This is a genomic window from Schaalia cardiffensis F0333 (assembly GCF_005886435.1).
Lineage (GTDB): Bacteria > Actinomycetota > Actinomycetes > Actinomycetales > Actinomycetaceae > Pauljensenia > Pauljensenia cardiffensis.
In genome coordinates this window covers 1499282-1511576 of the sequence record NZ_CP040505.1, presented here as the reverse complement: position 1 = coordinate 1511576, position 12295 = coordinate 1499282, and the positions used below count along the sequence as shown (strand labels likewise).

Below are 12295 nucleotides of genomic sequence, written 5' to 3'. Positions count from 1 at the left end.
TATGAGCGGGTGAGTGTTGACAAGCGCCCCAAGTGCCCGATCTGCCGAGCGCCGATGAACGCGAACGGGAAAACGTCTTCTCGTACGCCCCGGTGGCGTTGCCGGAACTGCTCATTCTCGACAGTTCTCAAGCGCCCTGACGTAACTCGCCGCCACGACCTGGAAGCATTCATCAACTACGCGACCGGCAAGACCAGCCAAGCCGAACGCGACGGCACACTCACCGGCCGATCCTTCCGCCAGCGCACCTCGTGGTGTTGGCAAGTCCCACCACCCCTCCCAGTCATGGACGGCGTCATTCATGACCAGGTGTTCATTGACGGGATCTTCCTTTCCCACTCCTGGGTCATCCTCATCGCCACCGACGGGCGCACACCGTTGAACTGGGTTACCGCCGGACGAGAAAACGCTACGGCCTACACCCAGCTCCTCAGCCCACTTCCCCCACCGGGCATCATCACTACCGACGGGGCAGGCGGCGCCCTGGCAGCGATCCGCACCCTGTGGGGACCAGACCAACCGGTCCAACGCTGCCTCGTGCATGTCCACCGCAACAACACCGTGGACCTGACCCACAACCCCCACACGCCCGCCGGGAAAGCCCTCAAAGGCCTGTCCCATTCCCTCTTGCGCGTCACCACCATGGATGAAGCCGCACACTGGGCGAGCCTGCTCGCCGCCTTCCACACCGAATACGCCCACTACCTCAAAGAACGCACCTACGCGTCCCAAGACCCCGAAAAGGCAGCAGCCACAGGCAAGAAATGGTGGTACACCCACGAACGCGACAGGCGCGTGTACTACCGGCTCGAACGCCTCCTCAAGAACAAACAGCTCTTCACATTCCTCACCGACCCTGGCCGACCAAACCTCGCATCCACCACCAACCCCATCGAATCCCTCAACGCTCAAATCCGCGCCCTACTGCGCGCCCATGCAGGCTGGAACACGACTCGCCAAATCACCGCAATTCACTGGTTCCTCGCCCACCACCAACACCCCATCAACGCCGCCACAGTGCTCGCCGAATGGGACAAACACGCCAGGCAACCCCACACGATCATCCCCACAACACACAAACAACAACCCCGGCCAGACGGGCCCACACACTACGACAACGCCTACAGCCCCGACACCGGCTTCCACACCCGAAAAGGCTGGGCCGGACGCACATAACCCCCACGACACGCCCGAGCGATGCCACACTTTCCTGCCGGTAACCCCCACTTTCTCATGGGCCTGATCGAATACGCCAGACTCGTCGGCGTACACAAAGATCGACACTGCATCCTCACAATAAAAAAGAAGGGTCACTTCCGTGACCCTTCCCCAGGACGCCGACGGCCTTACAGACCGCTTAAACGCGAGTTCGATGCATTCCCGGTGTACAGCGTGTCTCCACCTGCGAGTCACAGAATAGCATCATACGTCACTCGCTGACAATACGAATTTGAGGCCCTGTGACCTGGTCGAGGGGCCTCCCACCGGACCTGCAAACTGGCGAATGAGACAAGCTGATTGGGCACGCAGAGGACACGACCCTGCTAAAGTTCCACATCTGTGCAGGTCATAGCCACTTTTGAAACAGTTCCCCCCATCTCCACTCTTGAAAGCCCCAGAGCCGCAGGGTTCTGGGGCTTTCCCTTGCCAAACTGGGATTCGTATCTCGTAGCTGATATCGCACGATGCGCTGGAGTGTTCAGCGAATGACAATCCACGCCGCCGATGGGCGGCTTGCGGGTGTCACAGCGGGGCAAGCTCAGCGATACTAGGTGTGATTGGGGAACGCCTCAGGGGAGGGGACAAGGCCCAGCTCTCACCCATGTGTGAATATGAGGAGGCCATCGTGCCGGCACCATCGAAGTCGCAGGTCCGCAAAGCAGGGTCAACTCTGCGGGCTTTCACGCAGGGCAAAGCAAGTGAACAAGAGCGTTTGGCTGCGCTTGAGGTGATTGCAGAGTATCGGAGAACATTCGCTGATCCTCTCCTGAAAGTGAACAATGGGCTTCGTAGCTTCCTCGCCACAGAGGGCATTGAGGCGGAGGTGAGTCAGCGTCTCAAGCGCATGGAGACGATCGTTGAGAAGCTCACCTACCGGGAGAAGGGCCTGGATCTGTCGCGCATGGGTGACATTGGCGGATGTCGGATCGTCATCAGTGAGAACAACATCCCCAACATTTATCGGATATGGGAGCGAATAGAATACCGTTGGGGGTCAACTGGAGCAGGAGGAACACTGATGACGAAGAACTCTAATGTCATTGAGCACTTCCTCCTCATCTATGACCGTAAGGAAGACAAACTCCTATCGTCTCGCTCGTATGGCACAGATGGTGATGTCGCGGCCCGCGCATACCGGGAGGCTGAGTTGCGCTACCACGATAGGCCCGAAATCGACATTGTCCTCGTCGGGTCTGACTCGCTTGAGACAGTGAAACGAACTCATTCGACATACTTCCGTGGCTTCACCGCGCACGACCTCCAGCAGCTAGTGGACTCTCTCAGCTTCGAGTGAGCAACAGCGCTACTTAAAACCCTCCATACAACCTCGCCTGGGTCTTGTCCAGAACCTCACGAGGATCCTCTTTCCTCAGCTCTTCAACAGAGGTGAGGATTCGGTTGAGAGTCTCATCGAGTTCTTCGCAGTGGCGCTCGCCGCTTTTCACTTCACCCTCCCCCTCCTTCGACGCCGCCGGAGCAGCAGGCAGGTCCGTTTCCACAAGGAGACGCTCTTCAGGCACTTGCCGAATGTAGGCTCGCCCGCGTTTCGACGTGAGCATCGCCGGGTTGATGGAGATATACCCGCCCATGCGGATCAGGCGCGTCAGATCATCACTCGTGCCCGAGAAACGATGGAACACGGGAACAAGCCCACGTCCGAGGGCGTCGGATCCTTCCAGAAGATCGAGGACGGTGCTGGCGGCTCGAACAGCGTGAATTGAGAGGACATGGGGCAGAGGACTCGACTTTTGAGCCTGCCCGCCGTGAACGCCCCCGCGAACCGCCGCCTCGCAGCTCATTGTCACCACCTCGGAAAACACCTCGACTTGCAGTTGTGCGGGCACAGCCTCTAATCGCCTGGGCGCGAAATCCAGCCCGACCTCGCCAATGAGGCGAGTCTTTTCAAGGCCGGAGCCAAAAAGCTTGAGTTCTTCGCCGATGTGCGCCTCTTCGATATACCAGGGGTGCAGCCCAAGAGACCACGCTGGCCAGTGCACCTCGGCGCCCTCGTCGCCACCTGCGCCTAGGTTGGCCCCCGCATCACGGCGGGCGTTGGCCGCCCATTCCAGGTTCTCGTGGAAGTAAGAGGGCAGGAGTGTTTGGGCGACGAGCCGGAGCCCGCGTTTCGTGCAGGCGCGCAGGAAGGGGAGACGCTCGCCCTCGTCAATGAAATCGAAATGGTAGTGGGTGTCTAGCCTCGAGAACACGGCGTGCCCCTCCAAGAATCGACGAGGCGCGGGGGTGTGGGCATGGGGCTCAGCCCCGCGAGTCTTTGAATGACCTGTCCGGCGAGCATCTGCCCCATGATCGGCGGCATGTAGCTCATCGATCCGAGCCTCGCGTTCGCATCCCAACTCTTCGGGGCGATGAAGCTGGGGTGTGCTTCTTGGGAGCTGAGGACTTCGAGGTCTGCGATCCCCCGGTGGCGGCATTCACGGCGCATCGCACGGGCGAGATGGCAGTGGCGTGACTCTTGGACTTCGCAGAAGTGGAGCTGCGTCGGGTCGAATTTGTTGGCCGCGCCCATTGAGGAGATCAGAGGAATCCCCTCCTTCGCGCACCAGCGGGCGATCCCGAGCTTTTGAGTGAGGGTGTCGATGCAGTCGAGAACGTAGTCGGGCCGGGGCAATCGGTCCAGGGTCTGTTCGAGTGTGCGCGAATCCAGGTAGGTCCGTGTCGCGAAGACCGTGCATTCGGGGTTGATATCGGCGACGATCTGGGCCATGACTTCCGCTTTTTCGCGTCCGAGGGTCGAGGTGAAGGCGAGTTTTTGTCGATTGATATTCGATTCTTCGATGATGTCGCGGTCGAGGAGGACGAGGGAGCCGATCCCGCCGCGTGCGAGTGCTTCAGCGCAGCTCGAGCCGACGCCGCCCAAGCCGAGGACCATTACTCTCGCCTTTGTCAGCGAGTTCAGGCCTTCGGTGCCGAGGAGGAGTTCGAGTCGGGCGAAGCGTTCGCCGGGCATGGGGCCTCCCTAGTGATTCGGGCTTGGGGAGCGGGGACGGATGGGGAACATTATTGCTGAGGGCGGGGAGCCGTTTCGAATGCCAAGAGGAGTCGAGCGCTTCGCCTTGACCTTCCTCTCCTTTTTGGGGCAGCAAACAAAGAAATACCCCAGGGGGTATATGCTTCCTATGTTTTTGCTCCTTCAGACCAGGCAATCGCGCCGAGAGGAACCTCAATGACGGCATCTCAACGATCGCTCGCCCACATGCCCGTAACCGTCTTCGCTTCCGTGATGGGGGTGGGTGCCCTCTCCCTCGCATGGAAGAGAGCCGCACACCTATGGGAGCTGCCCACATGGCCCTCCCTCCTCATCCTCGCCATTGCCGCATCCCTCTACGTCCTCGTCCTGTGCGCCTATCTTGCGAAGTGGGCGCTGCACCCCAAGGCCGCGCGGGCTGAACTCTCCCACAAGATGCGCATGCCCTTCGTCCCTACGATCACCATCGCGACCCTTGTTCTGGCAACCGCAGGCGCGGATGTCGCCCCCGGCCTGGCCAGCATCATGTGGTGGGTGGGCGCACTCGGGCACCTGCTCGCCACGGCCCTCGTCCTCACGGCATGGTCGATGCGCCCCGACATCACGAGCACGGACATTACTCCTGCGTGGTTGATCCCCATCGTCGGCAATGTCATCACCCCACTGGCAGCCCCGCAGATCGGCAATATGGACCTCGCGTGGTTCTCCTTCGGCGTCGGAATGGTCTTCTGGGGTGTTTTCCTTACCCTCATCATTGAGCGTCTCCTCATGCACGATAAGGGCATCCCCGCCAAGCTCATGCCGACCTACGCGATCATGGTCGCCCCGCCCGCCGTTGCCCTGGTCGCATGGTCGCGCCTGGGACACGAATCCGACGACCCCCTGAGCCGCATTCTCTTGTCGATCTCCTGGATGTTCGCCCTGCTCATCGGCTTCCAAGCGAAGAAGCTCCTTGAGATCCCCTTCGCCCTGCCCTACCTCGCCTACACCTTCCCCGTGGCCGCCCTCGCCGTCGCCTCCCTCGTGAGTGCCGAAGCTCTGCCCGGAGCCCTCTATCAGTGGCTCGCCCTCATCGCTCTTGCGGTTGCGAGCATCGCCATTCCGATCATCCTTGTCGGCGTGCTGGTGCTCACCTTCAAAGGCCGGATCTTCGAAGCCGAGTAACGCCACCCCCGCCTCGCGCTACCCCGCACTTCACCCCACGCTCACACCGAGGCGAGCAGGCACGCCGTGACGAGGAGACTCCAGACCATCTCCCCAAGACCGATCCTCATGGGAGTCAAGGCAAAGCCCCGCCTCTGTAACAGCGGCATCGCCCCCGCCCGAAGAGTCAAGGCGATCCACACGGGAACGAGGACGAGGACGACGCTGCCCTTCATGAAAGCGATGGCGACGCCAATGAAGGACACGAGGTGCCAGATGATCGATCCGATGATCCAGCGCATCTCCTTGCGGCCGCGGATCAGGGAGCGCACCAGCGGAATCGTGCCAATGAAGTATGCGCCGAGGATCGTGCCAAGAACCCACGCCTGAGTCAGATCGGGGGAAAGAGGGGCGATGAGGCCGCGTGCGGCTGCGACCGGAGTCATGAGCGCCGCCGCACCCACACTCGTCACCCGCGTGAGGATCGCCCGTTCCTTCCCGCGCACGACCTCAATCAAAGCGATGAGGGCGAGGGGTGCGAAATACGGCGCCCAAGCGAAGAATCCGGGCTGTATGACAAGGAGCGGAACACCGAAGAGGAGGGTGAGGCCGCACCAGGAGACAAGGGCGGGACGCACGCTGCCCCGCCTGCGCTGAGGGGTCTTCCAATACAGCTCAAGAGCGTGGAAGGCACCGAACGCACTGAGCCAGGCGCACATGAGGAGCAGGTGAATAAGATGGGGGCCAGCTGCTCCGATCCCGAGCAGGGGAGGCAGAATCGCCATTGGCCAGGCGCCGTGTTGATCGGGGATCCAGCCTTTCTTCGTCAATATGCGCCTCCGGCTACGAGATTTGCGGGAGACGGGGGTGGAGGACGAAGAAGCAGAAGGAATCGTCATAGTGATGACTCTACGTGGAGGCGGGTGCGCGCTTGAGAGATGCGTCCGATGCGCGATAAAGGACTGGTCGCCCCGAAGAGCCCATGTGAGAATCGAACAATGACCATTGACCAGAACACGACGACTCTGTCCGCTTCAAGCGATTCGTCCTCGAAACGCGAGGACCGCTCGGCGAAGATCGCCGTCACTGTCTTCCCTTTGATCATCCTGGGGGCCCTCATCGGGGGGCTCCTCTTCCCTGCCCAGACCGCGCCGCTCGTCAAGGGCGTGAACTATGCGCTCATGGTCATTATGTTCGGCATGGGGCTGACTCTCACGCCCCCGGATTTTGGTGTGATTGCCCGTCGCCCTTGGCCGGTTCTTGTGGGCGTCCTCGCGCAATACATCATCATGCCCCTCGCCGCTCTTGCCGTGACCTGGGCGTTCCGCTTGGACCCGGCGCTCGCGGTTGGTGTGATCCTCGTGGGCTGTGCGCCCGGTGGAACCGCTTCGAATGTGGTCGCCTACCTCGCGAAGGGCGATGTCGCCCTCTCGGTTGCGATGACTGCAGTGTCGACCCTGCTCTCGCCCCTCGTCACTCCGATCCTCACGAAGTACCTCGCCGGCCAGTACATGCCGGTCGATGCGGTGGCGATGGCGAAGTCCATCATGATGATCGTCTTCATCCCGGTCGTCCTCGGCCTGCTGTTGCGCAGCTTCCTCCCCAAGCTCGTCGAAGTGATCCTCCCGGCCCTGCCGTGGATCTCCGTTTTCGGCATCTCCTATGCGGTGATCGCCCTCGTGGGTGCTTCATCTACGCGAATCCTCAGCGCTGGCCTCGTCGTCCTCGCGGTTGTCATTGTGCACAACGGCCTGGGCCTGGCTCTCGGCTACTTCGCTGCGAAGGGCCTCAAGGTCGGGGAGAAAGCCGCTCGTACAACCGCCATCGAGGTCGGCATGCAAAACTCCGGCCTCGCTGCGACCCTGGGTGCCACCTACTTCACTCCCGAGGCGGCAGTCCCGGGCGCGGTCTTCTCCGTGTGGCACAACGTCTCCGGTTCAGCGCTCGCGGCCTTCTTCCAACGCCGCCCGATCACCGATTGAAATTCTCAGGGAATTCCTAGCTTCAATCGATGGTCCTTGAAGGAGGGACCCCTAACTTTATTCCCATCACAAAGGAATACGGCGAACGGCCCACAAGGGGGCGTCAACGCCGATGATGGATTTTGAGGAGACTCTTCGGAAGAACTCGCACTGTGTTGATGGGATGCATTCAGGGGCAGGCCACAAGGCCTGCCCCTGAATGTGTGAAGGGTGAGTTCAGTCGACTTGATCCATCTTGCGCGCCCAGGCGGTACGGATCGGATTCGCATCGGCGACGAGCTGTGTGAAGCGTTCATCCGCGATGTCGATCACCTCGCCCAAAGCGAATCGGGCTTCACGGGCCTTCGAGGTCTCCACGCGCTTCCATGCGGAGGAGATGAGGTGTTCACGGTCGGCAAGGTTCGTGACGCACACGACGAGGGGACGGTGGAACTTCTCGCGATACGCCGCAGAAGCGGCTGTGAGATCCTCAAGCTCCTTGTCGTCGAATTCACCGAGTCCAAGGGCGGCAGTGTCCTGGTTCGCGCGCTCATCGCCCTTGCCTGCGGCGAGTTCAGCGATATCGGAGTAGGCAGCGATGAGGGCTTCCTGCTCCTCGAGCGAGGCGACGAGCACCTCGTCCTCGAAAGCGCGGCGAAGCTCAGTGGTATCCGCGAAGGGGCGCTGCTCCCAGGCGCGCTCCACGGGCCAGGTCGCGCCCTCGTACATTCCGGAGAAAGCCCGGATGAAGACATCGCGCTCCATGGAGTTGACCTCGTCAATGGACACGGCGCGACCATCGACGAGCGCAACATCGGGACCTTGTTGCTTGCCGAGGTGGAAGAACAAGAGGTTGAGGATGAAGGCACTCAGAGCACCGATCGTGACGCCCGAGCCGAAGATGATCTGCAGCCAGGAGGGAACCATGGTCGCGATCTCAGGCTTGAGGGTGACGAGCATCGCGAGGCCCACGGAAGTCGAAACGATCACGGCGTTACGGTTGTCGCGCATATCCACTTTGCCGAGGGTTTGAATGCCGACGACCGCGACATTCGCGAACATCGCGAGGGAGGCGCCGCCGATCACGGGAGCGGGGATCGAGGCGACGATCGCACCGGCTTTCGGGAGCAGACCGAGGATAATCATGATGACTCCGGCCGCGGTGACGACCCAACGGGACTTGACTCGGGTGAGGCGCACGAGCCCGACGTTTTGCGCGAAACAGGTGTAGGGGAAGGAGTTGAGGACACCGCCCAGGAGGGTGGACAGGCCGTCCGCGCGAAGGGCCCTGGCGACGTGCTCTGGGGTGATGCGCTTGCCGACGACCTCCCCGGTGGCGAAGACATCGCCAGTGGTTTCAACAGCGGTGACGGCCATGACGATGAGCATTGAGATGATCGCCGCGACTGAGAACTTCGGCAGGCCGAAGAAGAAGGGGGAGGTGATGCCGACCCATGAGGACTGCGCGACATTACTGAAGGACGCATCCTTGAGGATGAAAGCGATGATCGTCATGACGACAAGGCCGAGGAGGACGGAGATCGTCGACATGAAGCCTTTGAAGATCTTCTGGATCGCGACGATGATCGCGAGGGTCCCCATTGCGTAGGCGAGGCCCTTCAAAGTCAGGGCCCCAAGGTCGGCGCCCTCGGGTGCGTAGCTCGCGAGGGAGACGATGTCGCCCGCAGACACTGCGATCAGGGTGATGCCCATGACCGTCAGGAGAGTGCCGGTGACGACCGGTGGGAAGAAACGCAAAAGCTTTGCGAAATAGGGGGCGATGAGGAAGGTTGCGAGACCAGCGGCGATGATTGAGCCGTACATGGTGGCAAGGCCGGTCTTCGGGTCGGCCCCCGCGGGGCTCGCTCCGATTCCGATCGCGATGAGAGGGGAGACTGCGGTGAAGGTGACTCCCTGGATGAGGGGGAGCTTCACGCCGATCTTCGGGCCCAGGCCCGCGGACTGGATGATCGTCGCGATACCACAGGTGAAAAGATCGGCGTTGATGAGGTGCACAAGGGTCTGCTCATCGAGGCCGAGGGCGGATGCGATGACGAGGGGAACGACGACGGCGCCCGCGTAGAAGGCGAGAACATGCTGGATACCGAGGACGGCGAGCTTGCCGGCGGGGGGCACCTGATCGACGGGATGACGGTGGTCGGGGGTGGTGGCCCCCGCGCTTCGTCCAAGAGCCATGAGATCTCCTGAAAGAGGTTGTGATGGGCACCTCAATCGTCTCCCCTTTGGACTGTGGATCTGTAATCGGGTGATGCATCTCGCAAAGAGTGCTCTAAAGAGCAGGGAGAGGGGGCGAAAAATCGTGAGATATCGGGAAAAACGCGCCCAGAACCTGACAATCTCACGATGTTTTCGTAGTGTGTCCCTCGATGGCCGTCATAGTGATGGCTTTGTACGAAGGAATGAGGTTCCTCCATGTCCGTGAATCGCACTGAGCTTGTGGCCCAGATCGCTGAGCGCGCCAATCTGACCAAGGTTGAGGCGGATGCCGCCCTCGGCGCTTTCCAGGATGTTCTCGTCGAGTCCCTCGCCAAGGGCGAGGCCGTCAAGGTCACCGGTCTCTTCTCCGTCGAGCGCGTCGAGCGTGCCGCCCGCACCGGCCGCAACCCCCGCACCCGCGAAGAGATCCAGATCCCCGCGGGCTTCGGCGTGAAGCTCTCCGCAGGCTCCACCCTCAAGAAGGCCGTCGCCAAGAAGTGAATCGGCTCTGAGGCTTGAAGATCCGGGGGTGGGCACTGAGCCCACCCCCGGATTCTTTTGCACGAAGAAGACTGCCATGCTTCGGCCTACAATGGGGAGCATGCCAGACGCCCTCGATGAACCGACCCGACCGGGAGCCCCGACTTCCCCCGCAGGGCCCTCGACCCACTCCTCGACGGGACTGCTTGAACGCACCGAGGTCGAAAAAGAGAAAGCCCCGGGAGATGGCGACCGCTTCGCTCATTTCGTGCGCCGCGATAAGGCCAATTCTTCGATGGTGACGGGCCAACCGGTCGTCGCCCTGTGTGGGAAAGTGTGGATCCCCTCGCGGGACGCCTCGAAGTATCCGGTGTGCCCAACGTGCAAGGAACTGCGCGATTCAATGGGACGCAATGGCCGGAACTGGCCGTTCTCAGACGGGGGGATGATGGGTAAAGGATCTTCGGGAGGCTCTGGACAGTGACTGCAGCGCAGGATCGACACTTCCCATCCCGCGCTTCCACAGCTCACCACCTGTCGCACTCGTCCTCAAAGCGTGCCAGACGAGGCGCCGAGGGCGCTTTGCGCGCCTGGCAGGCTGCGGCTTTGCGTCAGTACATGAGCCAAGAGCCGCGTGATTTCCTCGCGGTCGCGACCCCCGGAGCGGGGAAGACAACTTTCGCTTTGAGGATCGCGCTTGAACTCATGGGCGCGGGGATCGTGGACAAGCTCACGGTCGTGTGTCCGACAGAGCATTTGAAGGGCCAATGGGCGGATGCCGCAGCCCGGGTCGGCATTCACATCGACCCGGCCTTTACAAACTCTCAGGGCCGAGCCGGTTCCCACTACGACGGGGTCGCCGTCACATATGCGCAGGTCGCGGCGAATCCTCCGGTGCATGCGGCCAGGACCCGCGCCTATCCGACCCTCGTCATCCTCGACGAAATCCACCACGCGGGAGATGCCCTGTCCTGGGGTGATGGTGTGCGCGAGGCATTCACTGACGCCAAGCGCCGCCTTGCTCTCACGGGCACCCCCTTCCGCTCGGACACTTCGCCGATCCCCTTCGTGCGCTATGAAGAGGACGCTGATGGGATCCGCCGCTCGAAGGCGGACTTCACTTACGGATACGGCGACGCCCTACGAGAGAGCGTCGTCCGTCCGGTGCTCTTCATGTCGTATTCGGGGCAGATGTCCTGGCGGACGAACTCGGGCGATGAGATGAGCGCCCGCTTGGGTGAGCCCCTCACCAAGGACATGATGAAGCAGGCGTGGAGGACCGCCCTCGACCCGAAAGGCGAGTGGATCCCGGCGGTTTTGCGTGCCGCCGATCTGCGCCTCGAGGAGGTGCGTCGACAGGTCCCGGACGCTGGCGGCTTGGTCATCGCATCGGATCAGACTCAGGCCCGCGCCTACGCCCGTCATTTGCGCGACATCACGGGACGTTCGGCGACGGTTGTTCTTTCCGATGACGCCGACGCTTCAGACCGCATTGATGCTTTCCGTGAAGGCGATGACAAGTGGATGGTCGCGGTCCGCATGGTGTCCGAGGGCGTGGACGTTCCGCGCCTGTGTGTGGGTGTGTATGCGACGAACACCTCGACTTCTTTGTTCTTCGCACAGGCGGTCGGTCGTTTTGTTCGTGTACGTCGGCGCGGGGAGACTGCGACGGTGTTCATCCCCTCCGTCCTTCCCCTTTTGGATCTCGCCGGCCAGATGGAGCTCGAACGCGACCATGCTCTCGACCGGCCCAAGCCCGAGGGTGAGGATTCCATGTGGAATCCAGAAGATGCGATGGTGGCGGAGGCGAATCGTGAGGAGAAGGCTTCAGGTGAACTCCTCAAAGGCTTCGAAGTTCTCGGAGCGGACGCCGAGTTCGACGGCGTCCTCTTCGATGGCGCCGCCTGGGGCCAGGGCGCCGAGGTCGGTTCCGAAGAGGAGCAGGAATACTTGGGGATCCCAGGTCTCCTGGATGCGGAACAGGTGACGACGCTGCTCAGGGCCCGCCAGGCCGAACAGGCGGCCTCGGCCCGCAAACAGAGGTCTGCGGCCCGTCAACGTGAAGCGAATTCGGGGATCTCCGATCACCGAGTCCGTGCGGCGAAGCGCAAAGAGCTTCAACACCTCGTGGCCTCCTGGTCGCGCCGCTCCGGCGACACGCACGCGATGGTGCACTCCCAGCTACGGAACCGATGCGGAGGCCCCGAGATCGCGCAGGCCACCACTGAGCAGATCGAAGCGCGTATCGCTTTACTGCGTCAGTGGTTCGTTGGCCGTAAATAGCGCG

11 protein-coding genes are annotated in these 12295 nt (G+C 61.8%); 7 read left to right on the top strand and 4 right to left on the bottom strand.

What is annotated here, in order from left to right; all coding sequences use genetic code 11:
• Positions 1-9: 9 nt before the first annotated feature.
• Together FFA61_RS06330 and FFA61_RS09420 are read left to right on the top strand one after the other, a co-directional pair.
• On the top strand, positions 10-1176 hold the full coding sequence (locus FFA61_RS06330; protein WP_131247423.1) for an IS1249 family transposase: 1167 nt from the start codon (positions 10-12) through the stop codon (positions 1174-1176).
• Between the two features lie 670 nt (positions 1177-1846).
• A complete protein-coding gene (locus FFA61_RS09420) occupies positions 1847-2515 on the top strand; it encodes a nucleotidyltransferase family protein (RefSeq protein ID WP_242600906.1) in 669 nt (222 codons plus the stop codon).
• A 13-nt stretch (positions 2516-2528) separates the two neighbouring features.
• On the opposite strand, the gene FFA61_RS06320 is transcribed toward FFA61_RS09420, so the two are convergent.
• Positions 2529-3428, bottom strand: coding sequence for a TatD family hydrolase (locus FFA61_RS06320; RefSeq protein WP_051057877.1), 900 nt, complete (start codon positions 3426-3428; stop codon positions 2529-2531).
• Positions 3413-4189, bottom strand: a complete 777-nt coding sequence (locus FFA61_RS06315) for a tRNA threonylcarbamoyladenosine dehydratase (protein ID WP_005964790.1) — start codon at positions 4187-4189, stop codon at positions 3413-3415. Before FFA61_RS06315 ends, FFA61_RS06320 begins: the two co-directional genes overlap by 16 nt.
• Positions 4190-4405: 216 nt before the next feature.
• On the opposite strand from FFA61_RS06315, the gene FFA61_RS06310 reads away from it, so the two are divergent.
• A complete protein-coding gene (locus FFA61_RS06310) occupies positions 4406-5371 on the top strand; it encodes an SLAC1 anion channel family protein (protein WP_005964785.1) in 966 nt (321 codons plus the stop codon).
• Positions 5372-5412: 41 nt separating this feature from the next.
• Here FFA61_RS06310 and FFA61_RS06305 read toward each other — a convergent pair whose 3' ends face one another.
• Positions 5413-6249, bottom strand: coding sequence for a YwiC-like family protein (locus FFA61_RS06305; RefSeq protein WP_005964782.1), 837 nt, complete (start codon positions 6247-6249; stop codon positions 5413-5415).
• A 99-nt stretch (positions 6250-6348) separates the two neighbouring features.
• Between FFA61_RS06305 and FFA61_RS06300 the strand changes: the two genes are divergently transcribed.
• Entirely contained in the window at positions 6349-7332 is a 984-nt protein-coding gene (locus FFA61_RS06300; protein WP_040314405.1) for a bile acid:sodium symporter family protein, read from the top strand.
• A 216-nt stretch (positions 7333-7548) separates the two neighbouring features.
• On the opposite strand, the gene FFA61_RS06295 is transcribed toward FFA61_RS06300, so the two are convergent.
• A complete protein-coding gene (locus tag FFA61_RS06295) occupies positions 7549-9507 on the bottom strand; it encodes a solute carrier family 23 protein (protein WP_005964776.1) in 1959 nt (652 codons plus the stop codon).
• A 237-nt stretch (positions 9508-9744) separates the two neighbouring features.
• Here FFA61_RS06295 and FFA61_RS06290 point away from each other — a divergent pair, with 237 nt between their 5' ends.
• From FFA61_RS06290 to FFA61_RS06280, 3 genes are all read left to right on the top strand, one after another.
• Positions 9745-10029: an HU family DNA-binding protein gene (locus FFA61_RS06290; protein ID WP_005964774.1), complete on the top strand. Its 285-nt coding sequence runs from the start codon at positions 9745-9747 to the stop codon at positions 10027-10029.
• A gap of 100 nt (positions 10030-10129) precedes the next feature.
• Positions 10130-10492, top strand: coding sequence for a DUF3039 domain-containing protein (locus FFA61_RS06285; protein ID WP_040314201.1), 363 nt, complete (start codon positions 10130-10132; stop codon positions 10490-10492).
• A 50-nt stretch (positions 10493-10542) separates the two neighbouring features.
• Positions 10543-12291 carry a DEAD/DEAH box helicase gene (locus tag FFA61_RS06280; RefSeq protein WP_040314403.1) on the top strand — a complete coding sequence of 583 codons (1749 nt, stop codon included), beginning with the start codon at positions 10543-10545 and terminating at the stop codon, positions 12289-12291.
• The last annotated feature ends 4 nt before the right edge of the window (positions 12292-12295 follow it).